19 protein-coding genes and 1 pseudogene are annotated in these 25,005 nt (G+C 64.6%); 6 read left to right on the top strand and 14 right to left on the bottom strand.

Features of this window, described 5'->3' with window-relative positions:
- Positions 1–161: 161 nt before the first annotated feature.
- Positions 162–1,262, bottom strand: a complete 1,101-nt coding sequence (locus ABIB95_RS10365; RefSeq protein WP_354239081.1) for a hypothetical protein — start codon at positions 1,260–1,262, stop codon at positions 162–164.
- Between the two features lie 399 nt (positions 1,263–1,661).
- On the opposite strand from ABIB95_RS10365, the gene ABIB95_RS10360 reads away from it, so the two are divergent.
- Positions 1,662–2,018: a hypothetical protein gene (locus ABIB95_RS10360; RefSeq protein ID WP_175618040.1), complete on the top strand. Its 357-nt coding sequence runs from the start codon at positions 1,662–1,664 to the stop codon at positions 2,016–2,018.
- Between the two features lie 110 nt (positions 2,019–2,128).
- On the opposite strand, the gene ABIB95_RS10355 is transcribed toward ABIB95_RS10360, so the two are convergent.
- Positions 2,129–4,393 carry a TonB-dependent siderophore receptor gene (locus ABIB95_RS10355; protein ID WP_354239079.1) on the bottom strand — a complete coding sequence of 755 codons (2,265 nt, stop codon included), beginning with the start codon at positions 4,391–4,393 and terminating at the stop codon, positions 2,129–2,131.
- Positions 4,394–4,661: 268 nt separating this feature from the next.
- Positions 4,662–5,078: a winged helix-turn-helix transcriptional regulator gene (locus ABIB95_RS10350; protein WP_080583959.1), complete on the bottom strand. Its 417-nt coding sequence runs from the start codon at positions 5,076–5,078 to the stop codon at positions 4,662–4,664.
- Positions 5,079–5,308: 230 nt separating this feature from the next.
- On the opposite strand from ABIB95_RS10350, the gene ABIB95_RS10345 reads away from it, so the two are divergent.
- On the top strand, positions 5,309–6,430 hold the full coding sequence (locus ABIB95_RS10345) for an L-dopachrome tautomerase-related protein (protein WP_354239077.1): 1,122 nt from the start codon (positions 5,309–5,311) through the stop codon (positions 6,428–6,430).
- Positions 6,431–6,480: 50 nt separating this feature from the next.
- On the opposite strand, the gene ABIB95_RS10340 is transcribed toward ABIB95_RS10345, so the two are convergent.
- From ABIB95_RS10340 to ABIB95_RS10330, 3 genes are all read right to left on the bottom strand, one after another.
- A complete protein-coding gene (locus ABIB95_RS10340; RefSeq protein WP_354174942.1) occupies positions 6,481–6,750 on the bottom strand; it encodes a hypothetical protein in 270 nt (89 codons plus the stop codon).
- A 190-nt stretch (positions 6,751–6,940) separates the two neighbouring features.
- Positions 6,941–8,305 (bottom strand): sensor histidine kinase, encoded by a 1,365-nt coding sequence (locus ABIB95_RS10335; RefSeq protein ID WP_354239075.1) that lies wholly within the window; start codon positions 8,303–8,305, stop codon positions 6,941–6,943.
- Positions 8,302–8,982, bottom strand: a complete 681-nt coding sequence (locus ABIB95_RS10330; protein WP_166342649.1) for a response regulator transcription factor — start codon at positions 8,980–8,982, stop codon at positions 8,302–8,304. The genes ABIB95_RS10335 and ABIB95_RS10330 overlap by 4 nt, the downstream gene beginning before the upstream one ends.
- A 347-nt stretch (positions 8,983–9,329) precedes the next feature.
- On the opposite strand from ABIB95_RS10330, the gene ABIB95_RS10325 reads away from it, so the two are divergent.
- Positions 9,330–10,217, top strand: coding sequence for a MipA/OmpV family protein (locus tag ABIB95_RS10325; protein ID WP_354239072.1), 888 nt, complete (start codon positions 9,330–9,332; stop codon positions 10,215–10,217).
- 6 nt (positions 10,218–10,223) lie between these two features.
- Positions 10,224–10,964 (top strand): hypothetical protein, encoded by a 741-nt coding sequence (locus ABIB95_RS10320; RefSeq protein ID WP_354239070.1) that lies wholly within the window; start codon positions 10,224–10,226, stop codon positions 10,962–10,964.
- 18 nt (positions 10,965–10,982) lie between these two features.
- On the opposite strand, the gene garD is transcribed toward ABIB95_RS10320, so the two are convergent.
- The 8 genes from garD to ABIB95_RS10280 all read right to left on the bottom strand — a co-directional run bounded on the left by garD (position 10,983) and on the right by ABIB95_RS10280 (position 22,390).
- Positions 10,983–12,524 (bottom strand): galactarate dehydratase, encoded by a 1,542-nt coding sequence (gene garD, locus ABIB95_RS10315; protein WP_354239068.1) that lies wholly within the window; start codon positions 12,522–12,524, stop codon positions 10,983–10,985.
- A gap of 129 nt (positions 12,525–12,653) precedes the next feature.
- Complete coding sequence (locus tag ABIB95_RS10310) at positions 12,654–14,102, bottom strand: aldehyde dehydrogenase family protein (RefSeq protein WP_354239066.1); 1,449 nt, start codon at positions 14,100–14,102, stop codon at positions 12,654–12,656.
- Between the two features lie 19 nt (positions 14,103–14,121).
- The gene (gudD, locus tag ABIB95_RS10305; protein WP_354239064.1) at positions 14,122–15,465 is read right to left on the bottom strand and encodes a glucarate dehydratase; all 1,344 of its coding nucleotides are present in this window, start codon (positions 15,463–15,465) and stop codon (positions 14,122–14,124) included.
- A gap of 26 nt (positions 15,466–15,491) precedes the next feature.
- A complete protein-coding gene (kdgD, locus tag ABIB95_RS10300) occupies positions 15,492–16,436 on the bottom strand; it encodes a 5-dehydro-4-deoxyglucarate dehydratase (protein WP_038952797.1) in 945 nt (314 codons plus the stop codon).
- Between the two features lie 130 nt (positions 16,437–16,566).
- Positions 16,567–17,472 carry a LysR family transcriptional regulator gene (locus ABIB95_RS10295; RefSeq protein WP_354239062.1) on the bottom strand — a complete coding sequence of 302 codons (906 nt, stop codon included), beginning with the start codon at positions 17,470–17,472 and terminating at the stop codon, positions 16,567–16,569.
- 122 nt (positions 17,473–17,594) lie between these two features.
- Positions 17,595–18,950 (bottom strand): MFS transporter, encoded by a 1,356-nt coding sequence (locus tag ABIB95_RS10290; RefSeq protein ID WP_259256801.1) that lies wholly within the window; start codon positions 18,948–18,950, stop codon positions 17,595–17,597.
- Positions 18,951–19,267: 317 nt separating this feature from the next.
- On the bottom strand, positions 19,268–21,217 hold the full coding sequence (locus ABIB95_RS10285) for an SGNH/GDSL hydrolase family protein (RefSeq protein WP_354239060.1): 1,950 nt from the start codon (positions 21,215–21,217) through the stop codon (positions 19,268–19,270).
- 90 nt (positions 21,218–21,307) lie between these two features.
- Positions 21,308–22,390 (bottom strand): lysylphosphatidylglycerol synthase transmembrane domain-containing protein, encoded by a 1,083-nt coding sequence (locus tag ABIB95_RS10280; protein ID WP_063982249.1) that lies wholly within the window; start codon positions 22,388–22,390, stop codon positions 21,308–21,310.
- Positions 22,391–22,835: 445 nt separating this feature from the next.
- On the opposite strand from ABIB95_RS10280, the gene ABIB95_RS10275 reads away from it, so the two are divergent.
- Complete coding sequence (locus ABIB95_RS10275; RefSeq protein ID WP_354239058.1) at positions 22,836–23,342, top strand: YciE/YciF ferroxidase family protein; 507 nt, start codon at positions 22,836–22,838, stop codon at positions 23,340–23,342.
- Positions 23,343–23,483: 141 nt separating this feature from the next.
- A pseudogene (locus tag ABIB95_RS10270) lies at positions 23,484–24,916 on the top strand (MFS transporter).
- Positions 24,917–25,005 lie beyond the last annotated feature (89 nt).

The raw sequence follows: 25,005 nt of genomic DNA, 5'->3' as shown, positions 1-25,005 counted from the left end.
CATGGACTTGGCCTCCCACGCTGCCAAATCCGTGCACTATGATGTGTCGGCTATGTCCCCGAACACCCGTCGGTCATGTCCCCGGGCTGAACATCAAGTCGGGCGATGACAGCTGAGTGTGTGGCTCGGGCCTGCCTCAGCAGCGACGGTCTTGACGACCGTCAATACGTTCGTGCCTTCTTGCAAGGCGCGTAGAAGGTGCCGTTGCCGGCGACGACCCGCTCGAGGCATTGCCGGGGATCGGTGATCTCGCCGTCGACCTGGAAATAATAGGCCTGCGATCCCAGGCTCAGGACGTAATGTCCCGGCGCAAGCTCGAGCCCTGAATCGCCGGTGTGAAGCTCGTACATCTCCGGCTTTCCCGGGATCGGCGACACCCGGAACGGATAGGCGAAGTTTCGGATCACCCCGACATCTTCTCCGCCGCCCAGATTTTTGCCTGCGGCGTCGGTCGAAAACTCCCTGGCGATCTTCGCGACGACCCGAACCTCGACGCGCTCGGGGATCACGTTCGCGGCGTCCCGCCGAAACACGATGAACCTGACGCGGCCGTTCGGCAGATGCGGGCGATCGGGCTTCTTGAACTCCGGTGAAATCGCGATGCGCATGTCTGGCGCCATCACGCCGGTCGCATTCAACTCCGCCAGCGATTTGTCGTCGATCAATGCGTAGATGCCGTAGTCGGTTGGCAATACGCGCGTCGGGGGAGGTGGCGCGGGGGTGATCATTTCCGGTTTGGCGACCGTGATCGTCGTCTCCGGCTTGGGCGATACCTGCGCGATCTCCTGGGCCTGGGACGAAATCTGCCGGCGCAGCGCGGCGATGTTGTCTCGCTGCGAGACGATCAGGATGACGGCGCCAACGGCAAGCAGGATGGCCGCCGTACGCTTGATCACCGGTAGGAGCGGGCCCGAGATCGCAGGCAGCTTGCTGCGAGATATCTCGATCCTCGATCGCAAAACGGTCGCGTCGCCGGACACCAGAAGACCGCCTGTCTCAGTCGCCTTTGACGACGTGAGCTGTTGTGACGGCAAGCGCTCCAGCGGCGCTTGGTCGCGCGAGAATTTTTCGACCTCCTCGATTGCGACCTCGAGTGCCCGCTTCATCTGGTCGATGTTCCGGGCGTCGGCGTAGGTGAACTGCTCCTGGAGCTTGTAGCGGGCGAGGTCGTAGACCATCTGCCGCCTGGCTTCCGCGTCGTCCTTCACCGTCTCGAGCATGCGCGAAATCACGAGCGCAAACTGCACTTCGCTTGCGGGCAAGTCGGTCGAATCCTGCTGGCCAGGAAGCAACTCTCTCGAACTCATAGCGCTGACGGTCCAATGCCAGTCACGCCAACACCTGATTTCTCTAATTGAAACAGTTGATTAAACGATGCGGCCCGTGTCCGCGGCCGTTTCGTACACGTCCTCGCGGAACAAGGAAAGCCTCCAAAACAGCTGCGGCAAATTGCCGGCGCATTGGACATGCAGCACGTGCGCGCCGGCCGGGGCAAAACCGTGCGGCCGTAGTTCTCCGGAATGCGCGCTGGCGCCGGATTTGCATAGCTGTCGCAAAGCCGCTGGGGAGCGAGTCGCCGTCTCCACGCCTGCCGCCACCGTGCGGAAGGCGGACGGCGGTGTCTGTCCCTCGCGGCGCTGATTGCGATCCGCGGAGACGATATGCGACTTGCCAGACTATGTGCGGCGGCGCTGCTGGGGCCGATGGCGCTGCTTGCGACCTCGGCGCTGGCGCGCGACGACGGCCGCTATGCCAACTCGCCGCTAAAACCCTGGTTCGAGAGCCTGCACAGCAAATACGGGCAATGCTGCTCGGATGCCGACGGCTACGTCATAGCCGACGTCGACTGGGAATCCGATAGCGGCCACTACCGCGTACGCATCGACGACGAATGGGTCGTCGTGCCCGACGGCGCGGTGATCACCGAGCCGAACAAGATCGGTCGAACCATGGTGTGGAAGCACTATGTCGACGGCCATCCCCGCGTGCGCTGCTTCATGCCCGGCAGCATGACTTAGCGGTCATTCCTAAAGCGCGATGAGATTGGGATGAATCGTCATCGCGCTTTAGATTATTGTTTGAGCATGATCTGTGCGGAAAACCGCTACACACTTTTCCGGATCATGCTCTAGAATTTGTACGTCACGCTGCCGAGCAGCGTGCGGCCGATACCGAGAAAGCAGTCGCCGCCGATCCGGCAGGTGGTGAGGTGACGCTTGTCAAAGAGGTTGCTGGCATTGACCTGAAGTCGCCAGGGGCCGTTGTCATAGCGGATCATGGCGTCGAACAAAGTGTAGTCCGGCGTGCGGATGGTGTCGGTGCCGTCCCAGGATTGGCCGATGTAACGCACGCCGCCGCCAACGGTCACGCCCGGCAGGCCAAACCAGGCGAGGCGGTATTTCGCCCATAGCGAGGCCTGGTGATCCGGTACGGTCTCGACATGCTTGCCGGCATTGTCGCCGCTCTCCACGCGGGCATCGATATAGGTGTAGGCGGCGATCAGGTCGAGATCCGGAGTCAGGCTCGTGAGCACCTCGAGCTCGGCGCCACGGATACGGACCTTGCCGGTCTGAATCGAGAGCAGGGGATTGTCAGGGTCGCTCGCCAGCCGGTTCTTCTCGGTGATGTCGAAGATCGCGCCGTTGATCGCATTGTGCGGTGTCGGATTGTACTTGAAGCCGAGCTCGACCATTTCGCCACGCTGAGGCGCGCACACGGTGGCGCAGATACCAGCGCCAAAGATCGGGTTGAACGACTGCGCGTAGGTGACGTAGGGCGTGACGCCGAACGGCAGTTCGTACATCAGCGCGGCACGGCCGGTTGTCGCCTGATAGTTCTCGACCGGAGATCCCTGCGTGTCACTCGTGACGTAGTCGTGGCGCAGGCCGAGGACCGCGAGCCACGGTCCGAGCCGCAACTGGTCCTGAGCGTAGAGGCCGAACTGGCTCTGACGGAGGTTCGGTTCGGGTGACATCGCCGGGGCGGTCACGCCGTTGTAGACCGGCGTGTAGAGATCGAAAGGTGTCGGGTCAGTAGCGAAGCCGGATTGCGCGCGCTCCCTGGCCTCGCGGTAGTCGGCACCGAGCAACACCTTGTGTGCGACCGCCCCGGTCTGCAATTTCAGCTCGGCATTGCTGTCCGAGGTCAGGCTATCCTTGACCGTCTCGCGGTTCCATACGCTGCGTGCCACGGTGCGCCTGCTGGAATCGAGAAACGGATAGTTCGGATCGCTCGGATCGACAAAATTCAGATCCGGCCACATCGACCGATAAATACCTTCGACATAGGCGTAACGCAGGTTCTGCCGGATCTTCAGGCCATCGCTGAAACTGTGCTCGAACAGGCTGCTGATCGCGCCGGTCTCGGTCTGGTATTTGTCAAAGCCCGGCTCGCTGGCAAAACGCTGCACCGGAATGAAGCCGTTGGGGCCGGGATAGAGCGTGCCCTCATGCGGCAGAAACGCCGTGGAGGAGCCCGTAGTGTCCTTCTGATAGGTGCCGAGCACGGTCCAACTGGTGTTGTTGGTCGGCCGCCAGGTCAGCGACGGTGCGAGCACGATGCGGTCGTCCTTGACGTAGTCGGTCTGCATGTTGCTGTCGCGGAACACGCCGATGAAGCGATAGAGCCACTCGCCGTCCTTGGTCAGCTTGCCCGTTGAGTCGAGCTGCACCTGCTTGCGGTTGAAGCTACCGTATTGGATGCCGATCTCATTGGCGGATTCGGCCTGCGGGCGCTTCGAGACCAGGTTCAACAGGCCTGCGGTCGAGGTGTCGCCGTAAAGCACCGAGGAGGGACCGCGCAGCACCTCGATGCGCTCCAGCGTATACGGCTCCGGCCGCCACTCATTGAAGTTCCAGGTGTTCACCACACGGGTGCCGTCGAGATAGATGTTCGGGTCCTGGCCACGGATGCGCGGATAGTCGCCGCGCGAGTCCGCGCCGTAGGCGTCCGCGAACACGCCCGGCACGTAGCGCAGCGCATCCTGCACAGTGGTCGCGCCCTGGTCGATGATGCGGTCGGCGGTGACCACGGTGATCGACTGCGGCGTCTCGCGCAGCGGGGTGTCGGTCTTCGTGCCGGTGCCGCTGCGGGTCGCGACGTAGCCGCGGACGGGGCCAGTCGCGGTCTCCGCGCCCGTGCTCGCGCCGGCCGCCTGTGTATCGGCGTTCGATGGTGCGCGCTCGGCCTGACGACGGCGGCTCGCGGCTTGCGCTGCCTGCCGGGAGGGAGACGGACGTGTGCGCGCTGCCGGCCGCGACGATTGCTCGACCACGACGGCGGGCAATTCCTGCGACGATGATTGCGCCTCGGCCGGCGCCGCCTCCATCAGGCCTGCCAACAGCGGCAGCGCGCCGCCGATCAATCCTGCCGTCGTTCTGAGATATGTAGTCATTCGCGACCCCATCATTTGCGGGGCGGACGACTAACAAGCGCAGTCGATGGCTTGAAGTGCGGGAGGGGCGCAATGGTCCCTCAATCATCAGATTTGGAATTAGTATTTATATAAGTAGAGCGCGCGCCGCTTGATGGCGGCGCGCGGATGGCCTCATGTGAGGATGGAGAATCGTGCCTCGTCGCGGTGTAGACCGACGCCGTCTTGATCGACGTGTGTGATTTACCTGCAGTCGCCGCAAGGCATCGTGGATACGCAGGGGCCGCGCCTACGCGCGGCCTGCCGGCAGGCTCCGTCTGACCCGCGGTGAGAGCGAAACGGCGCCGTTGACCGCGCCGGCACGGGCCGCTTCCGTCGCGAGATACTGATTGCCCCATGTCCAGAGCATGCGAACGACCGGTTCGAGCGAGCGCCCAAGCGCCGTCAGGGAATACTCGACCCGCGGCGGGACCTCCGCATAGATCTCGCGATGAATGAGGCCGTCCGCCTCGAGCTCGCGGAGCTGGCGCGTCAGCATGCGCTGCGTGATCCGGGACAGGCGCCGCTTGAGCTCGTTGAAGCGAATCGTATCGTCGAGCAGGTGATAGAGAATCACGCCCTTCCACTTGCCGTCGATCAGATCGAGGGTGGCCTCCACGGGGCATCCCACGGCACAATCATACGTCTTGCTGCCGAGCTTCTGCATGGTTCACTCCGTGATACTAGAGGACTGGCCTGTGCGTAATTGTCAGTCCCCAAATTAGCGCGCATCGTGGCTCTCGCAAAGATCGATATCGGCGAGGCGGTGATGAACGAGCGACCGCTTCGGCTCGCATTGGGTCTCTGCATTCAAATCCTGCGGCGGTTGCCGGCCCGGACCGGGCGCACGCGCGCCGGAATAACCGTAGAAAACAAAGGGAGGGAGCGGTGCGAAGCGTGAGGAGAGGAATTCGACTTGTCATTTTTCTGTCGGCGGCAATCGTCACGGGCGCAGCCTGTGCGGAGAGCGGAGGCGGCAACGCGGAAATCTTCGCGAAGCTCCCTCAGTCGGTCGGCAACATTGCGTTTACGCCGGACAATCAGCTGATCTTCAGTCACCATCCATTCTTCAGTCCCGACGTTCGTGTGGCGCGGCTGACATCGCCGACGACGTTCGAGCCGTTTCCAAATGCGGAATGGAATACGCCACGAAAGGGCACCGATCAGTACCTGGATAACGTCCTGGGTCTTCGTTCAGACGAAAGCGGTGTCGTGTGGATCATCGACATGGGATTCCGGACGCAGATCACGCCGAAGCTGGTCGGCTGGAACACGCGCGCGAACAGGCTGGAGCGCATCTACTACATGCCGGAGCCCGTGACCGTGAAAGGCTCGCAGCCGCAGGACATCGTGATCGACCAGAAGAACCGGAAATTCTACATCGCCGACGAAAACATCGGGCCCGGTGGCGATGGCTCTCACGCTGCGATCATCGTCATCGACATGGATACGGGTGCCGCCCGGCGCGTGCTGGACGGCGATCGATCCACCGTCCCTGAAAATGTGCCGATCACCGTGGATGGCAATGATCTGACGGTGCCTGGCAAGGACGGCAAGCCTTCGCTCATCAAGGTCGGCTGCGACGGCATCACGATGGATGCCAGGTCCGAATGGGTCTATTTCGCGCCACTCAGCGGCCAGTCGCTGTACCGCATCAAGGCCACCGACCTCGGCAACGAGAAGCTGCCCGCCGAAGAGCTGAGCGGGAGGGTGGAACGCTACTCGGACAAGCCGAACAATGGCGGCCTGTCGATCGACTATGCGGGCAACATCTACCTGACTGCGGTCGAGACCAAATCGATTGGAATCATAGGAGCCGACCGGAAGTTTCGCACTTATTTGAGCGATCCGGACATGGTGTGGCCGGACGGGATTACTGCCTCTCCCGACGGGTACATGTACGTGTCCGCGTCTCAGGTCTCCGCAGCCGCCATGTTCCATGGCGGCAAGGCGGAAAACAAGACGCCGTATCTGATCTATCGGTTCAAGCCGATCGCAGCAGGCTATATCTCACGCTGACGGCGGGAGCGACGACCCCGGCAAGCGCAGCCGGGGTCGAAAACTGTATCTCAGCGTTCTTCGCTCGTGGCGTTGGCGCTCGCCAGCCGCTTGACGCGCGGCGACAGCACCGACACTTGCGCGGGCGAGGCGGGCATGCCGGCGACGATCATCGCGGGCGCAATCGACTGCTCCTCGACCCCGGCGCCGCCGAGAACCTGCACTTGGGTCGTCGAAATCGGAAACGACTTCACTTCGTAAGAGGGAAGCTCGCCGGCAAATGCGCCGGCCGAGCTCACAATCATGGCGCCGGCAACGGCAATCATCGAAAGAACGCGCATTGGAAAATCTCCGTGGAAGATGGCAATCGGAGGTTTGGTCGCGGCGATACCGCGCCAGGTTCGCTTGTGTGCGAACATTCGACCGCCGCCGGCGGATCTATTTGATTGCGTGATGCGACAGGACGAAACGCGGAAGAAGTTTTCCGCGCCAATGTTTCCGGACGGTTTCGCCGAGGCTCGAAACGACTTGTCAGCCCGTTTGCAGATCGAGGTGCGGCGATCTGCTCGTCGCGGTGGCCTCGGGAAAGCGCAAGCTCATCGTCGTGCCGCGGCCCGGCGCGGAGGAGATGACCAACTCGCCGCCGTGCGCGGCCATGATCTCGCGGACGATCGACAGGCCGAGGCCGGCGCCGTCGCCCGCGCTGTTGCCGGTCTGAAACGGCTCGAGCAGCCTCTGCTCCGCGCCGTCGGGCAGGCCCGCGCCGTCATCGTCGATCGAGATGTCGCCGCGGCTGAGCGTCGCAACGATGCGCCGCGCACCATGGGCGTGGATGAGCGCGTTGCCGACGAGATTGGCAAGCGCACTGCGTACCGCGGCGTCGACGCCCTGCACCAGGAACGGACCTTCTTCGGCGTGCTCCAGCGCAAGCTCTATGTCGGCGTCCAGCGCCGAGGGGCTGAAATCGGCCAGCACGTCCAGCGTGATCTCGGCAAGATCGATCGGTCGCTTCTCGATCGCATGATTTTGCAATCGCGCCAGGTCGAGCATGGCGGAGACCAGCGACGTCAGGCGGCGGACGTCGCGCACCAACTCCACCCTCAGCGCCGGCTCGGACACGTCCTCGATTTTCGCGCGCAGCAGCGTGAGCGGCGTGCGCAGCTGATGGGCGGCGTTGCCGAGAAAGCGGCGTTGCATCCTGATGTAGGCGTCGATCTCGCCGAAGGCGCGGTTCAGCGCCGCGACCAGCGGCTTCAGCTCGGTGGGGACTTCGGACAGGGATATCAGGCCCTGCGGGGCCGATGGGTCGATCGCGAGCGCGCGACGCGCCACCCGTTCGATGCCGTGCGAGACGAAACGTGCGGCCAGCATTGAGCCGATGGCGACCGTCGCCGCAAAGGCCAGCGCCAGCGTGATGATCGCGAAAATGCTGCGGACAAGGAAGTTCCTTGCAATCCGGCCGAAGCGGACCTTGGGTTCGCCGACCATCATCGTAAGCTGCAACGAGCCCCGTTGCACGACGGCGAGACAAAAGGTGTTCTTCTGGTCGAGTGTGCTGAAGACGGACGAGCCGATCGGCCCGTGATAGGGAAACGCGAAGGGGAGGGTGGGCCGGCGTTCGCTCCCGTATTCGCTGACCAGATCGCCCGCGGACAAGACGTACCAGAGGTTCGGGCTGTCCGCTTTAAGCTCCTCGAGGGCGGGAGTCGGGCGTACCGTCAGGTTTTGCCCCTCGATCACCGTGGCGCGATCGAGAACGGCGACCACAATGCGGCAAGCCCTGAACTCGCGTTCCTCCATCGGGTAACGCCAGATGAAGACACCGAGCATGATCAGGAAGATCGTCGTCGCGGCGATGCCAAGCGACAGCGCAAACGTTCGGGCAATCGACGTCATCGCGGTGTTGCCAGCCGCAGGATGTAGCCGATGCCCCGCATGCTGCGGATCTCGACATCGCCGCCGAGCTCGGTCAGTTTCTTCCGCAAGCGCGAGACCTGCGCTTCGAGCGTGTTGGATTCGATCTCGTCGTCGAAGCCGTAGATCTCCTCGATCAGGGCGGCGCGGGTGATGACGCGGTCGCGGCGCATCAGGAGCGCTCCGAGGATCAGCGCCTCGCGCCGGCGCAGCAGGATTTTCGTGTCGGCGACCACCGCTTCGTTGCTGCCGAGATGCAGCTCGACATTGCCGAGCGACAGCACCGAGGGCGCAAGCTGCCGGGGCCGCCGCAACACGGCGCGCACCCGCGCAATGAGCTCCTGCGGCTCGAACGGCTTGCCGAGATAGTCGTCGGCGCCGCCATTGAGACCGTCGACGACATCCTCCTTGGCGTCCTTGGAGGTCAGCATGATGATCGCGGGACGGTCCGCCGATCGGCTCAGCGCCGTCACCACCTGGAGCGCATCTCCATCGGGCAGCATCCGGTCGACGATCGCGAGATCATATTTGAAATTGTCCAGCGCCTGACGGGCATCGGCAATCGAGCCGACGACGTCGACAATGCCGTGCAATTGTCCGAGCAGGCGGCTGACATAGGCGCCGATCTGCGGTTCGTCTTCGATTACGAGGGAGCGCACGGGACGTCCTTGACTCTGCTGGGGCAACAAGACCCTGAGCGTGACGCTCCCTGGCCGAAGTCTGGCGTTCCGGCTCGTGCGCAGGGTTCCCATTAAGGCAGCGAGCTTGGCGAATAAAAGGCAGGAACGAGGGCGCTGATCGGCTCTAGCGCGCAAAGTTTGGGAGGGTGAGCGCGGCCCGGCAATGTTCGGGCAATATTGGTCCGGCGGCGCGCCCGGCATGCGCCGCGAATGGATCAGGGCGCTGTCTGCGCCTTGCAATCTTGGGGCAATTTTGCCGGACCACATGCTGTGGCTCCTAACCACACGAGTCGACCAGGCCAGCAAGGCCGGTCCGGGGCCCCGTAATGAAGCATTTTGACGAAGCCGCTCTCCGCCTCACGGTGAATGCGCGGCGGACGACCGCGTGTCTTGCCGCACTCGGTACAATCATGGTGATCGCGCAGTCCGCATCGGCGCAGACGGCGTTCACGCTGCCGGCTCCGCCGTTCGACGTGCCGATGCTGCCTTCGCTCTCCGGCAACTGGACCGTCATGGTCGGCATCGGCGGAGAGTACACTCCGGATTTCGTCGGATCGAAGAACGGGAAACTCATGCCGATCCCGATCTTCTCCATCCGTCGTGCCGGATCGGTCGACCAGTTTCGCGGGCCCCGCGACAGCGCCAGCATCGCGCTGCTCGACGTCGGCAATTTTCGCGCCGGCCCCGCGTTCAAATACGTCGCGTCGCGCAAGAGCGACAAATATGCCGAGCTGACCGGCCTTGGCGACGTCAAGGCCGCATACGAGCTCGGCGGGTTCGTCGAATATTTCCCGGTCGACTGGCTGCGCCTGCGCAGTGAATTGCGCCAGGGCATGGGCGGTCATACCGGCACGGTCGCCGATGTCTCCGCCGACATCATCATGCCGCTGATCCAAAGGCTCACGATCTCGGCCGGCCCGCGCTTCACCTGGAAAAGCACCAAGGCGACCGCGCCCTATTTCGGCGTCGACGCCGTGCAGTCCGTGGCGTCCGGGCTGCCGATGTACGACGCCAAGGGCGGTGCGCATTCGGTCGGCTTCGGCAGCCAGATCTCCTATCGCATCAATCCGCAGTGGGAAGTCCATGCCTATGTCGAGTACGAGAAGCTGCTGGGCGACGCCGCAGACAGCCCGCTCGTGAAGCTGCGGGGATCGTCGAACCAGACGACGGTCGGCCTCGGTGCGTCCTATTCGTTCGATTTCAGGATTCGATAGATCACCATGCGCTGCATTGCTTTTCTATGGGTTGGCCTGGCGGTCGCTTGCATCGCCCTCGGCGCGGCCGCCGCGTTCGAGACGCGCGCGACCCGGCTCCAGGCGGTCAAGACCGTCGGCATCGTCTCGGCCATCGGCGAGGAGATGAGCCTGACGCAAGCCGGCCTGATTGCGCTCGGCAACGCCGGGCAAAGCCTCTCGATCAGCGCATGGGGGCTGGATGAGCTGATCGTCCAGCAGGCGACGAAGCTGCTCGGCGGACGCTTTCGCGTGCAGGCGGTGAGCTACCGGCGTCCCGCGTTTGCCGCGATCAGGGATTCGGCGGTTGCGCCCGTCAATCTCCTGCGCAGCGATCCGTTCAAGGAGCTGGTTCGCAGCGATGTAGCGCCCCAGGGGTTGGATGCGTACATCGTCATCACCCGGGCGAGATCGAAGCTCGGCAACGGCCGCAACGTCGAGGGCATCGGGCTCGCCCAATATCGGACGCTGCTTGCGGACTACGGCCTGATCCACGCGCTCTACGAGGTGCGCGTGATCGACGGCAAGTCGTTCGACGTGATCGAGAAGCGGGCGGCCGCGCCGCTCGATAACACGGGGACCATGCGGCTCGCCGGACCCAGCGGGCCGATCGACGCGACGTTCGAGGGGCCGGCCGCGAACGAACGGCTACGCGCGGCGGTCGCGGATCTCATTACGCGCAGTCTGCCGGTCACGCTCGGCGACATGCATCTGATCGACAGCCAGTGAAGCCGGGTTGGCCCGGCTTCAGGTCACCGGCGCCGGATTGAACAGCGTGAGGTCGTTGTGGATGCCCCAGCGGTCCGACCACGGTTTCGTGCGGCCAGAGGCGACGTCGAGGATCAGGCGGAACAGGTCCCAGCCGGTTTCCTCGATGGTCTTCTCGCCGGTGGCGATGCCGCCGGCATCGAAATCGATCAGGTCCTTCCAGCGGCGCGCGAGCTCGGTGCGGGTCGCAACCTTGATCACAGGCGCAGCCGCAAGGCCATAGGGCGTGCCGCGGCCGGTGGTGAACACCTGCAGCGTCATGCCGGAGGCGAGCTGGAGCGTGCCGCAGATGAAGTCGGACGCGGGCGTTGCCGCGAACAGCATGCCTTTTTGCGTCGCCTTCTCGCCGGGCGAGAGCACGCCGGTGATGGCGGACGAGCCGGACTTGACGATCGAGCCGAGTGACTTTTCGACGATGTTGGCAAGGCCGCCCTTCTTGTTGCCGGGCGTAGTGTTGGCGCTGCGATCGGCGCCGCCGCGGGCGAGATAAGAGTCGTACCAGGCCATCTCGCGCACCAGCGCGCGGCCGACGTCCTCGTTGATGGCGCGTCGCGTGAGGAGCTGGATCGCGTCGCGCACTTCGGTCACTTCCGAGAACATCACGGTCGCGCCGGCACGCACCAACAGGTCCGCGGCGAAGCCGACCGCGGGGTTCGCGGTGACGCCGGAGAAGGCATCGCTGCCGCCGCATTGCAGGCCGATGACGAGATCGGCGGCCGGGCAGGTCTCGCGGGTGCGGGTGTTGAGGATTTTCAGGCGGGCTTCGGCCTGGGTCATGATCGCATCGACGATGGCGCCGAAGCCGTCGAAGGCTTCGTCCTGCATGCGCACGATGGCGTCGCTGACGCCCTCGGGCACCAGTCGCTCGGGCGCGAGCTTTTCGCAGCCGAGGCTGATGACCAGAATCTCGCCGCCGAAATTCGGGTTCTGCGCGATGTTCTGCAGCGTGCGGATCGGCACGACCGCATCGGGCGCATTGATGGCGACGCCACAGCCATAGGCGTGCGTCAGCGGCACGACGTCGTCGACGTTCGGGTACTTCGGCAGCAACTCGGCGCGGATGCGCTTCACGGCGTATTCCATCGTGCCCTTGACGCATTGCACGGAGGAGGAGATGCCGAGGATGTTCTTGGTGCCGACCGAGCCGTCGGTGTTGCGAAAGCCTTCGAAGGTGAAGCCTTCGAGCGGCGGCAGCGGCGCCGGGACGGCGGTGGAGATTTCCAGCTTGTCGAGGGCAGGGGCCTCCGGCATGCGGATGCGCGCTTCGTCCACCCATTCGCCGGCCAGGATCGGCGAGAGCGCGTAGCCGATCACCTCGCCATAGCGGACGATCGGCGCGTCTTGCGCGATGTCGACCAGCGCCGTCTTGTGCCCTTGCGGCACGAAGGCGCGCAGCGTCAGCCCGCTGGCGAAGCGGGAGCCGGCGGGAAGCCCGAAATCATTGACCACGATCGCGACATTGTCGCGCTCGTTGAGCTTGATGTAGCGGGGCTGCTCTTTCGCTGCGACGTCCTGGTCCATCTGCTTTGCCTCAGAAGCTGAAGTCGTAGGGTGGGCAAAGGCGCAACGCGCCGTGCCCACCATGCTTCACACCGAACGTAAGCGGTGGGCACGCTTCGCTTTGCCCACCCTACGATATCTTCCCCGTGGTTAGCCCGGATAGGTATAGGCGGTCTTCACCGTGGTGTAGAACTCGCGCGCATAGGAGCCCTGCTCGCGGGCGCCGTAGCTCGAACCCTTCCGGCCGCCGAACGGCACGTGATAGTCGACGCCGGCGGTCGGCAGATTGACCATCACCATGCCAGACTCGCTGTTGCGCTTGTAGTGCGAGGCGTATTTCAGGCTGCTCGTGCAGATGCCGGAGGCGAGGCCGAACTCGGTGTCGTTGGAGATCGCCAGCGCTTCCTCGTAGTTCTTGGCGCGGATGACGGCGGCGACGGGGCCGAAGATTTCCTCACGCGCGATGCGCATGTTGTTGTTGGCCTCGGTGAACAGCGCCGGCTGGAGGTAGTGGCCGGGCGTCTCGCGCTTGAGCAGCTCGCCGCCCCAAGCAAGCTTTGCGCCTTCGTCCTGGCCGATCTTGATGTAGCGCAGGTCCTGGTCGAGCTGGCTCTGGTCGACGACGGGGCCGATATGCACGCCGGCCTTGAGCGCGTCGTCCACCGACAGGCCCTTCAGGCGCTCGGCCACCGCCGCAACGAAACGATCGTGGATGCCTTCGGTGACGATCAGGCGGGAGGACGCCGTGCAGCGCTGGCCGGTCGAGAAATAGGCGCCGTTGACGGCGACCTCGACGGCGGTCTTGAGGTCGGCGTCGTCGAGCACGACCAGCGGATTCTTGCCGCCCATCTCGAGCTGGAACTTCTTCATCGGGTTCGACAGCACGCAGGCCTGCGCGATCTTACGTCCCGTCTGCACCGAGCCGGTGAAGGAGATCGCGGCCACATCCGGATGGTCGAGCAGGGTCTGGCCGACCACGGAGCCGGAGCCGACCACGAGGTTGAACACGCCGGCCGGAATGCCGGAGCGGGTGATGATCTCGGACAGCGCATGTCCCGAGCCCGGCACCAGCTCGGCCGGCTTGAACACCACGGTGTTGCCGTAGCAGAGCGCGGGCGCGATCTTCCAGGCGGGAATCGCGATCGGGAAATTCCAGGGCGTTATCATGCCGATGACGCCGACCGGCTCACGGGTGAGCTCGACGTCGAGACCGGGACGCACCGAGGCACCCTTTTCGCCGATCAGGCGCAGCGCCTCGCCGGCGAAGAATGCAAAGATCTGGCCGGCACGGGCGACCTCGCCGATGCCCTCGGGGAGCGTCTTGCCTTCCTCGCGGGCGAGCAGGCGGCCGAGCTCTTCCTTGCGCGCGATAATTTCGAGCGAAATCTTGTTCAGCGCGTCATAGCGCACCTGCGGCGTCGACTGCGCCCAGGCCGGGAAGGCGGCCTTGGCTGCCGCGATCGCCTTTTCGGTCTGTGCCTTGTCGGCCTTGGCGTACTCGCCGACGAGATCGTTGGTGTTGGAGGGGTTGATGTTCTTGGTGACGCCGGAGCCGTCGACCCATTCGCCGCCGATGAAGTTCTTCAGGATCGCAGTCATGTAGTCCTCCGAGATTTTCTTAACGCACGAGGCAGGGACGCTTGTCGTCAAAGGTCCAGCCGGGGATCAGGTCCTGCATGGCAGTAGCGTCATCGCGGGCGCCGAGTCCATGCTTCTTGTAAAGCTCATGCGCGGTTTCGATGGCCGGGCGGTCGATTTCGATGCCGAGGCCCGGCCGCTCGGGCACGGCGATCTTGCCGCCCTTGATCTGGAGCGGCTCCTTGGTCAGCGCCTGGCCGTCCTGCCAGATCCAGTGGGTGTCGATCGCGGTGACCTTGCCGGGCGCGGCGGCGCCGACATGGGTGAACATCGCGAGCGAAATGTCAAAGTGATTGTTGGAGTGCGAGCCCCAGGTCAAGCCATTGTCGCGGCAGGTCTGGGCGACGCGCACCGAGCCCTGCATGGTCCAGAAGTGGGGATCGGCCAGCGGAATGTCCACCGCGCCCAGGCGCAGCGCATGGGAGAGCTGGCGCCAGTCGGTCGCGATCATGTTGGTCGCGGTCGGCAGGCCCGTGGCACGGCGGAACTCGGCCATGATCTCGCGACCCGAGAAGCCGGCTTCGGCGCCGCAGGGATCCTCGGCATAGGCAAGAATGCCGTGCATGCCCTTGCAGAGGCTGATGGCCTCGTCGAGCGACCATGCGCCGTTGGGGTCGAGCGTGACGCGTGCGTCGGGGAAGCGTTTTGCGATGGCGGTGACGGCCTCGATCTCCTGCTCGCCGCGGAGCACGCCGCCCTTGAGCTTGAAGTCGGCGAAGCCATAGTGGTCGTGGGTGGCTTCCGCGAGCCGCACCACGGTCTCCGGCGTCATCGCCTCCTGGTGGCGCAGGTTGAACCATTCGGGCTTGCCGGTCTCGCCGCTGACGTAGTCAAGCTTGCTCTTGCGCCGGTCGCCGACGAAGAAGAGATAGCCGAGCGTCTCGACGCTCTTGCGCTGCTGGCCTTCGCCGAGCAGCGCGGCGACGGGCAGGTTGAGGTGCTGGCCGAGCAGGTCGAGCAGTGCGGACTCGATCGCCGTGACCGCATGGATCATCACGCGCAGGTCGAACGTCTGCTTGCCGCGGCCGCCGGCATCTCGGTCGGCGAACGCCGTGCGGACGTCGGCAAGGATGTTGTTCATCGCGCCGACGGTCTTGCCGATCACGAGATCGCGGGCATCCTGGAGCGTCTGCCAGATCTTTTGCCCGCCCGGTACCTCGCCGACGCCGGTGTGTCCGGAATTGTCGGTGAGGATGACGATGTTGCGGGTGAAGAACGGCGCGTGCGCGCCGCTCAGATTGAGGAGCATGCTGTCGCGGCCCGCGACCGGGATCACCTGCATCGATGTGACGACCGGTGCGCCGGAGACCTCAGTCTGGGCCATTGCACGCTCCTCCCTGTTGTTGTCTGTTATTCTGCAGCTTGTTGTGACGATCGGATGGCGGGGAGATTCTTCACCAGCGCGGTCAGCTCCGCAACCTCCTGCTCGGTGAGATCGGTCAGCGGCGGGCGGACCGGGCCAGAATCGCGGCCGATCACCTTCATACCGGCCTTGATGATCGAGACCGCATAGCCCTTCTTGCGGTTGCGGATTGCGATCAGCGGCAGGATGAAGTTCTTCAGGCCCGCATGGATCGTCTCATGGTCGCGCTTGCGCACCGCGGCGTAGAAGTTGGTGGCGAATTCCGGAACGAAATTGAACACGGCCGAGGAATAGGTCGTCACGCCCATGTCGAGATAAGGCAGTGCGAAGGTTTCCGCGGTCGGCAGGCCGCCGATATAGGTGAGGCGGTCGCCGAGCTTGGTGTAGACGCGGGTCATCAGCTCGATGTCGCCGATGCCGTCCTTGTAGCCGACCAGGTTCGGGCACCGCTCGGCGAGGCGCGCCAGCGTATCGGGCTGCAGGATGGCGTTGTCGCGGTTGTAGACGATGACGCCGATCTTCACGGCGGCGCACACCGCTTCCACGTGGGCGGCAAGGCCGTCCTGCTCGGAATGGGTCAGATAGGGCGGCAGCAGCAACAGGCCGTCGGCGCCGGCCTTTTCCGCTCCGATCGCGATCTCGCGCGCGGTGGCGGTGCCGTAGCCGGTGCCGGCGAGCACGGGCACGCGGCCCTTGGTCTCGTCGACGGCGATCTTGACCACCTGCGGAACCTCGGTCGGCGTCAGCGAGAAGAACTCGCCGGTGCCGCCGGCGGCGAACAGGCCGGCAACGTCATAGCCGCACAGCCAGTCCATATTGGCGCGGTAGGTCGCCTCATCGAACGAATAGTCCGCCTTGAAGGGCGTGACGGGGAAGGACAGGAGGCCCGAACCGATCTTCTGGGCCATTTCCTGCGGGGTCATCTTGCTCATCGGCGCTGCTCCCTTAATTGCGTGTTGTGGAGGACGCGGGCCGAAGCCTGCGCGTCCATGCGCCGTTGTTTAGGAGACCGTTCGATGCGCGTCCAAGCCAAAGCCTATATCGACCGATGCGGATTGAGCATCAATCTTCCATCACCTCCGCGGAGGACAATTCGCCTGCGATTTTGACCAGCGCGGAGAGCAGCGGATTCTCGTCGTCGCGGCGCCAGACCATGAACAGCTCGACGGGAACGCGCGTGCGCAGCTTCAGCGGCCGCAGCCGCACGTCGGAGATCTTCAGGCTCGCGGCCGCGGCCGGCACGATGGCAAGGCCGAGGCCGGCGCGGACCATGGCGAGGATCGAATGGATCTGGCTCAGATGCTGCACATAGCGCGGCAGCACGTCGGCGCGGGTGAACAGCGCCACCAGGAGATCGTGGAAATATCGGCTCTCATAGGGCGAGTACATCACGAAGGGCTGGTCGTCGAAGTCCTTGATGGTGATGGTCTCGGCATTCGCCAGCGGATGCTTCTTCGGGATCGCGGCGAGCAGGGGTTCGGCGACGACACGGCGGCTGGCCACTTCGGGGCGCGCTATCGGCGGCCGCAACAGCCCGGCGTCGATCTGGCCGGAGCTGAGCGCCTCGAACTGATCACCGGACACCATCTCCTTCAGCGAGAAATCGACCTCGGGCAGCTTGGCGCGGCAGGCGGCGACGAGCTCCGGGAGGAAGCCGTAGGCGGCAGCCGCCGTGAAGCCGATTTTCAGCGAGCCGGTTTTGCCGAGCGCAATGCGGCGGGCGACCTGCGAGGCGCTTTCGGCGAGCTTCAGGATGCGCCGCGCCTCCGGCAGGAAGCTGCGCCCAGCCGGGGTCAGGCGCACCGAGCGGCTGGTGCGTTCGAGCAAGGGCGCGTCGATGATGTGCTCGAGCACCTGGATCTGCCGTGACAGCGGCGGCTGGGTCATGTTCAGCCGCGCGGCGGCGCGGCCGAAATGCAGTTCTTCGGCCACCGTGACGAAACAGCGGAGCTGGTTGAGGTCGAACATCGATACATGCCTTAGATGGATAAGGCGTTTCCCGGGCACTTCTAGCATCGATCATCCCCAAAACAAAGACGGCGGCTGAGGAGCCGCCGTTGAGTTGCCTGGTCAAGCTCCCGTGGGAGCCCTCAGGAGGAACGTTTGAGCACCACCCGCTCGATCTTGCCGACCACCACGAGATAGGCGAACGCGGCCACCAGCGCATTGGCGCCGACGAACAGCAGTGCGCCGTTGAATGAGCCGGTCGCGGCCAGGATGTAGCCGATCACGATCGGGGTGCTGATCGAGGAGAGGTTGCCGAAGGTGTTGAACAGGCCGCCGGAGACGCCGCCGGCTTCCTTGGGCGAGGTGTCGGAGACGACCGCCCAGCCGAGCGCACCGATGCCCTTGCCGAAGAAGGCGAGCGCCATGAAGCCGACCACAAGCGCCTGTCCGTCGACATAGTTGCAGGCGATGATCGACATCGACAGCAGCATGCCGCCGACGATCGGGATCTTGCGCGCCATCGTCAGTGAGCCGGTCTTGCGCAGAATGGCGTCGGAGATGACGCCGCCGAGCACGCCGCCGATGAAGCCGCACAGCGCGGGCAGCGTCGCGACGAAGCCGGCTTGCAGGATCGACAGGCCGCGCTCCTTGACGAGGTAGACCGGGAACCAGGTCAGGAAGAAATAGGTCAACGTATTGATGCAATACTGGCCGAGATAGACGCCGAGCATCATGCGGTTGGAGAGCAACTGGCGGATGTGATCCCAGCCGGAGCCGGACTCGGGCGCACGCTCCTGCATCAGATCGTTTTTGGGCGCATCGAGATCGACCAGCGCGCCGCCTTCCTTGATGTAATCGAACTCGGCCTCGTTGATGCCGGGATGCTCCTTCGGGCCGTAGACGGTCTTGATCCAGACCAGGCCCATGATGACGCCGAGCCCACCCATCACGAAGAACACGAAGCGCCAGCCGTAATCATGCGCGATCCAGCCCATCAGCGGCGCGAAGATCACGGTGGCGAAATACTGTCCCGAATTGAAGAAGGCCGATGCGGTGCCGCGCTCATTGCCGGGAAACCAGGCGGCGACGATGCGGGCGTTGGCGGGGAACGAGGGCGCTTCCGCGACGCCGACAAGCAGGCGAAGCGCGAACAACACGGTGATGGCAGCGCCGGCGCTGAGGAAGCCGACCCAGCCCTGCATCATCGTGAACAGCGACCAGACGATGATGCTGAAGGCATAGACGAGGCGCGAGCCGTAGCGGTCGAGCAGCCAGCCGCCCGGCACCTGCGCCGCGACATAGGACCAGCCGAAGGCCGAGAAGATCCAGCCCATGGCGACGGGATCGAGATGAAGCTCCTTCGAGAGCGCGGGGCCCGCGATCGACAGCGTGGCGCGGTCGGCATAGTTCACGGTCGTGACCAGGAACAACATGGTCACGATGAACAGCCTGACGCGAGACCTCCTCACGTCCGCTGCGGACGACACCACTGCGCTCATCACGCGCCTCCTTAGAACTCGAAATGTTTCCTCACTGCGACTCCTAGAGGCGCGCGCGGCAAAGTGTCCAAGTTCAAGGGAGTATCGATCGATGCCGTTTTTGGATCGATGGAACGGCAGGTGCGGGGAACGATCGTGAGGTGACGAGAATGTGCGATCGTGATGCGCGAGGTCGTGCTCCGCACACCACTGTCATTCCCCGCGAGAGCGGGGAATCCAGTACGCCGCAGCTTCTCGATTCAATCACCGCTGTCACGGAGTACTGAATCGCCAGCCTTCGCGGGCGATGACACCGAGTATGTGGGAGCAGTGTCGTGCTACTGCTGCGTGCCCAGCAGCGGCGCCAACAGTCCGCGTGTCACGCCGGGCGGCACGGCATCGAGGCCGAGCACGCTGCTCGCGGCCGGCAGTGCGGCGTCCGCCATCGCGGCGTGGCCTTCCGCGCTTGGATGCACGGCGCCGCCGTAGACGGCGGAGAGCACGCCCCAGGTGGCGTCGTGGATGTCGGTCGGCTGGCTCGCCGCCGGCAGACCTTGCGGATAGGTCATCGCGGCAAAATAGCTGTCATTGGCATCGCGGACCCAGCGCGCGCGCGGCAGGTAGGCGCGATACTCCGAGGCGCCGCGGCCGCACAGCATCGGCTGGCTGGCTGCGCTCACGATATCGGGATTGAAGCTCTGGCCGTTCTCGGCAAAACACGTGCGGTCGAATTCGGGATCGTTGCCCGAATGGGCGCAGAAGCCGTGATCGGCGAATGCCGCCTGGTGCGAGTCCACGAAGGTCATGCGATCGGCTTCGGGATCGCGGCACAGCGCGCCGCGCGTGCAGGTGGCGAGGCCTTTCAGCTGCGGCAGGAATTCGGTGTCGACGAAGGTCGAGACGCGAGCCAGGCGCTGCGGATCGGCGTTGAAGGACGGATGGATGTCGAACCCGGCGCGGCCACCGCGGCAGGGCACGCCGCCATCGGCGAGCGCGGGATTGGCGTAGGAGACATAGAGCACGTGCGAGAGGTCGCCGCCGACGAGCGGCTTCAGCGCCTCGCGCAGCTTGACGAAATTCTGCGGCAGCTCGCGCGCCAGCGCATCGCGGGAATCATCGACGCTCGCCATCACGCCGGAGCGGCGGAACAGCGCGCGCTCGGTCGCGGTGTCGACGATGACGTCGGCGACGAGGCCGGAGAAATAGACGTCGTTGGCGCCGACCGAGAGCAGCACGAGATCGAGCGTGCGGTCCGGCTGGCGCTTTTTCGCCGCGGTGAGCGCCTCACGCAGCTCGGCGACCTGGGCGTTCACGCTGGTGTTGCAGACGCCCGTCTTGCCGGGCGGGCATTCGCGGGCGCGCTGCGAGCCCAGCAGTCCGTCGCCGATGCTGGCGCCGGTGCAGGCGAGCGGCAGAAAGGTCACCGCGATGTGGGTGTAGCGCACCGCGAGCGCGAGAGCCGTGCGGGCCTGGTAGCTGTAGAGCGAGCGGTGGCAGGGCGAGTTGAACCAGAGCGCGCCGTAATGCTGCCAGTTGGCGAGCGTGTCGGGTGCCTCGCAGGCGCGGCCACCTTTATAGCCGGCACGGCTCGGCCGGTAGTATTGCGCACCGGCGGTACCGAGATAGGAGCGGAAGCAGAAGCCTTCGTCCGACAGCGCCAGCGGCCGGTCGGGATTGCCTTCGCCGGAGGCGATGCTGTCGCCGAGCCCGGCGACGAAGATGTCGCGGACCTGGATCTCGGCCTGGACGCGCTGGGTCGGATCGGAGCCGGAGGAGACGTCGACGCTCGCGACCGTCTGCTTGCCGTAGCGGACGCGCAGGTTGATCGGCTCGGCGCAATCGAAAGTCGAGGTCTGCGGCCCGTCGCCGTCGTCGAACGACCAGGCGCAGGTGGCGCCGACCGGCACCGCGCCGGTCAGACGCACGGTCACCGGATGGTCGGTCGGGGTGAGGTAATTCTCTTTGACGTTGTCGCGGGTGCAGGGCTGGTTGACCCGGCCTTGGAGGTCGATGCAGAGCCGGTTGACCATGTTGCGGGCCCAGCCGCGGCCCTCGCTCTGGAGCTCCAGCGACTGCTCGGCGGCGAGGATGCTGCGGTTACGCGCGTTCTCGACATGGAGCTGGAAGTCGCGCTCCTCGCGGAACAGGCGGAAGCGGTTGCGCACCTCCCAGGATATCTGCATCGCACCGGCGTTCTGCGCGGCGGCGCGCTCGAGCGGCAAAGACGTCAGAATCCCGGCAAGCAGCAGGAGGCCTGCGGGGAGGGTACGAAAGGAAAAAGGGATCATGGCCCGCGTGTTCAACGGCAAAGTTGAGGCGGAAATAAGAGAGCATTGCTGCCCCGCCCGCAACCTCTGTCTGACGGTCGCCCGCCCGCCTTACCGCTTGCTGGCCTGTCGCAACGACCGCTCGCGTTCCATCGCTGCTACCTGCTTGGGCAGGTTGCCTTGCGCGCAGGCCTCGGCCAGCCGCCGCCGCTCCTGCCAGGGCTCGACCACGTTCATCCAGAGCTCGCGCGCGCCCATGATGGAGATGGCGAGGCCGAACGGGATCACGAAATAGAGAATGCGGAAGACCAGCAGGGTCGCCAGAAGCTGCTCGCGGCCGAATTCGGGCAGCGCGACCAGCATGGCGACATCGAACACGCCGATCGAGCCGGGCGCGTGGCTGGCAAAGCCGATCAGCGTCGCCAGGATGAACACCACCGCCAGCGACATGAAGTCGATCGACGGATTGGCCGGCATCAGCAGGTACATCGCCGTGGCGCAGAAGCCGAGATCGACCACGCCGATCAGGATCTGGACCAGCGTCAGCGGCGCCGAGGGCAGCACCACTTTCCAGCCCTTCTGGCCGAGCTCGCGGCGCTTCTCGCCCATGCAGAGCCAGACCAGATAGGCGCCGATCGAGGCGAGGCCGCCGAGCCCGATCAGCCGGTTGATCGACGACGGCAGTTGATCCATCGATGAGGCGGCATCCGGATGGATGACCATGCCGATCGAGAGCACGAAGATGTTACCGAGCCAGAAGGTCAGGCCTGACAGGAAACAGATCTTCGCGACGTCGATCGCGTTCAGCCCGTAGTCCGAATAGATCCGGAAGCGGATCGCGCCGCCGGTAAAGACGGTGGCGCCGATGTTGTGGCCGATCGAATAGGACGTGAAGCTGGAGAGTGCTGCGATGCGATAGGGCACATGCTTCTTGCCGATCGTTCGCAGTGCAAAATAGTCGTAGAAGGTCAGCGTACAGAACGCGAAGACGACGCAGATCGCCGCCAGCCCGATATTCCCGCGGGGAATCTCGGTCAACGCGGTCAGGATGACGCCGGTATCGATGTCCTTGAGAGTGCGCGCAAGCGTGGTGATCGCGAAGGCGATGATGAAGACGCTCGCAGCAACACCGAGCCGTCGCCAGCCGATCCATCTCTTGAAGCCGCGCTTCAGCGCGGGCAGCAGTCCGTGCATTCATCCTCCCGGCGGGGGGCAAGACCGATCGGCCAGACATTGGCCGGTCGGGTGCGATCACTGCCCGAAATGGGCTTCGACCGCTAGGCATGATGTAGCTCATTTAAGGCAAAAACAGCGACTTGTGCAGCCCTTGACAACGATTGGTTCTGCGTTCGACCGATAGGTTCTGCGGTGGACCGCCGCTTTTGTCATATGTGGTTCATATCGGGCGCGCGTTAAGCATATGAGTCGAGGCACTTGCCTGGAACGCGCGTCCGCATCTTGACATGATTTCGTGTCCGCCCGCAGTCGGCATTGTTCCAACGCAAGCGATGCGAGCTTTTTTGGACCGTCGGTACTGTGCGCTGGTTAGCGCTCCATCAGCAATCGAACATGGCGGAATCATCGGCTTTTTCGTGTGAGCCGACGCCTCCGTGTTCCCGAAACCGAGAGGATCGGAACGATGGGACTGTTCACAAAAGACATCAAGACCATGAGCGACCTGTTCGTGCACCAGCTTCAGGACATCTATTATGCCGAGCAGCAGCTCACCAAGGCACTGCCGAAAATGGCAGATAAGGCTACCGATCCGCCGCTGAAGCAGGGCTTTTTGACGCACCTCGAAGAAACCAGGCAGCACGTCAAGCGGCTCGAGGAAGTTTTCAAGATGCACGGCTCGCAGGTAAAGGCGGTCGACTGCCCGGCGATCGACGGCATCATCGAGGAAGCCGACGAGACCGCCGGTGAAGTCGCCGACAAGGCGGTGCTGGACGCCGCCCTGATCAATGCGGCCCAGGCCGCGGAGCATTACGAGATCGTCCGCTACGGCAGCCTGATTGCCTGGGCCAAGCAGCTCGGCCGCAACGACTGCGCCACCGTGCTCGCCAAGACGCTGGAAGAAGAGAAGGCGACCGACAGGAAGCTGACCACGCTCGCCGAGAGCAAGGTCAACCTGCGCGCGGCGAGCTAGGGCTGGGCGTAGCCGCGCAAGGCGTCGCGCGGTCATCCGCGCGGCGTTCGCGTATGACGCATCCATCATTCGGTCATTGTCGAAGCATGACGGCGGGCTGGAAGCGTATGTTTCGCATGGGGCTGCAACCGAGGCGGCAGCATGCGAGCCAGCACCATCAAATATGAACCTCTCGACGGTGGAGCCAGTGCGCAGCGTGCCGGCTCGCGCCTTGCAACGTCCCTCACGCTTGCCGCGATGAGCCTCGGCTATGGCGTGGTCCAGCTCGACGTCACCATCGTCAACACTGCGCTGGACGCGATGGGCAAATCGCTCGGCGGCGGCGTCGCCGAGTTGCAATGGGTGGTCAGCGCCTATACCATCGCCTTTGCCGCTTTCATTTTGACCGCAGGCGCGCTCGGCGATCGCATCGGCGCCAAGCGCATCTTCATGGCGGGGTTCGCCATCTTCACCGCGGCCTCGCTCGCCTGCGCGATGTCGCCCAATGCGGCCGTGCTGATCGCAGCGCGGCTGGTCCAGGGGCTGGCAGCGGCGATCCTGGTGCCGAATTCCCTGGCGCTGCTCAATCATGCCTATGCGGACGACCGCGCGCGTGGCCGCGCCGTGGCGGTCTGGGCCGCCGGCGCCAGCCTGGCGCTCACTGCCGGTCCCTTCGTCGGCGGCGCACTGATCACGCTGGTCGGCTGGCGCGCGATCTTCCTGGTCAACCTGCCGATCGGTCTTACCGGCTTGTGGCTGAGCTGGCGCTACGCCAGCGAGACCACGCGGTCGCGCGCGCGCGAGATCGATCTGCCCGGCCAGCTCGCCGCGATCGCTGCGTTGGGCACGCTTGCCGGCGCGATCATCGAAGCTGGCGCGCTCGGCTGGAGCCATCCAGCCGTGATCGCAGCATTCGTCGCCTCAGCCCCATTCGCGGTGCTCTTCGTCTGGCGCGAGAGCCGCACCGTGCAGCCGATGCTGCCGCTGTCGCTGTTCGGTCACCGGCTGTTTACCCTGACCACGATCGTCGGCCTCCTCGTCAACATCGCGATCTACGGCCTGATCTTCGTGCTGAGCCTGTATTTCCAGAGGATCAACGGGCTGTCGGCCTGGTGGACCGGGCTCGCCTTCGTGCCGATGATGGGCGCAGTGCTGCCGGTCAACCTGCTGGCGCCGCGTCTGGCCGAGCGCATCGGCTCGTGCCCGACCATCGTGGTCGGCGCTGTATCTCGGCGCTCGGCTGTCTCGGGCTGCTCTGGACCGAAGCCGGGACCAGCTACTGGGCGATCTTTGCGCAGATGATCGCGATCAGCGGCGGACTTGGCCTGCTGGTGCCGCCGCTGACCTCCACCTTGCTTGGCAGCATCGAGAAGGCGCGCTCCGGCATCGCCGCCGGTGTCCTGAACGCGACGCGGCAGACCGGCAGCGTGCTCGGCGTCGCGCTGTTCGGCTCGCTGGTGGCTTCGGACAGTGCATTCATGACGGGCCTTCACCAGTCGCTAATCATATCGGCGGCCGTCCTGCTGCTCGCCGCCGCCGTGATCGGCCTCGGCGCAAATGCACCTGACGCAAAGGCGCAAGGGCGCTCAATGTGAGCGATCCCACACATTCTCTGTTCACCATTCCCGAAACCGGCGCATAGCCGGTTACCGACTGTCCATCTCTGCCGGCTCTAGTGCGGTTG

This window comes from Bradyrhizobium sp. LA2.1 (assembly GCF_040547725.1).
Classification (GTDB): domain Bacteria; phylum Pseudomonadota; class Alphaproteobacteria; order Rhizobiales; family Xanthobacteraceae; genus Bradyrhizobium; species Bradyrhizobium barranii.
Note: the sequence above shows the minus strand (reverse complement) of the source record. Positions and strands in the feature narration are given on the sequence as shown.

Bases quoted from the DNA above. Each gene is read 5' to 3' on its own strand.
- ABIB95_RS10360 (WP_175618040.1), top strand. From the start codon at position 1,662: ATGCGACTTGCCAGACTATGTGCGGCGGCGCTGCTGGGGCCGATGGCG.
- ABIB95_RS10355 (WP_354239079.1), bottom strand. From the start codon at position 4,393: ATGACTACATATCTCAGAACGACGGCAGGATTGATCGGCGGCGCGCTG.
- ABIB95_RS10350 (WP_080583959.1), bottom strand. From the start codon at position 5,078: ATGCAGAAGCTCGGCAGCAAGACGTATGATTGTGCCGTGGGATGCCCC.
- ABIB95_RS10340 (WP_354174942.1), bottom strand. From the start codon at position 6,750: ATGCGCGTTCTTTCGATGATTGCCGTTGCCGGCGCCATGATTGTGAGC.
- ABIB95_RS10335 (WP_354239075.1), bottom strand. From the start codon at position 8,305: ATGACGTCGATTGCCCGAACGTTTGCGCTGTCGCTTGGCATCGCCGCG.
- ABIB95_RS10325 (WP_354239072.1), top strand. From the start codon at position 9,330: ATGAAGCATTTTGACGAAGCCGCTCTCCGCCTCACGGTGAATGCGCGG.
- ABIB95_RS10320 (WP_354239070.1), top strand. From the start codon at position 10,224: ATGCGCTGCATTGCTTTTCTATGGGTTGGCCTGGCGGTCGCTTGCATC.
- garD (WP_354239068.1), bottom strand. From the start codon at position 12,524: ATGGACCAGGACGTCGCAGCGAAAGAGCAGCCCCGCTACATCAAGCTC.
- ABIB95_RS10310 (WP_354239066.1), bottom strand. From the start codon at position 14,102: ATGACTGCGATCCTGAAGAACTTCATCGGCGGCGAATGGGTCGACGGC.
- gudD (WP_354239064.1), bottom strand. From the start codon at position 15,465: ATGGCCCAGACTGAGGTCTCCGGCGCACCGGTCGTCACATCGATGCAG.
- kdgD (WP_038952797.1), bottom strand. From the start codon at position 16,436: ATGAGCAAGATGACCCCGCAGGAAATGGCCCAGAAGATCGGTTCGGGC.
- ABIB95_RS10295 (WP_354239062.1), bottom strand. From the start codon at position 17,472: ATGTTCGACCTCAACCAGCTCCGCTGTTTCGTCACGGTGGCCGAAGAA.
- ABIB95_RS10290 (WP_259256801.1), bottom strand. From the start codon at position 18,950: ATGAGCGCAGTGGTGTCGTCCGCAGCGGACGTGAGGAGGTCTCGCGTC.
- ABIB95_RS10285 (WP_354239060.1), bottom strand. From the start codon at position 21,217: ATGATCCCTTTTTCCTTTCGTACCCTCCCCGCAGGCCTCCTGCTGCTT.
- ABIB95_RS10280 (WP_063982249.1), bottom strand. From the start codon at position 22,390: ATGCACGGACTGCTGCCCGCGCTGAAGCGCGGCTTCAAGAGATGGATC.
- ABIB95_RS10275 (WP_354239058.1), top strand. From the start codon at position 22,836: ATGGGACTGTTCACAAAAGACATCAAGACCATGAGCGACCTGTTCGTG.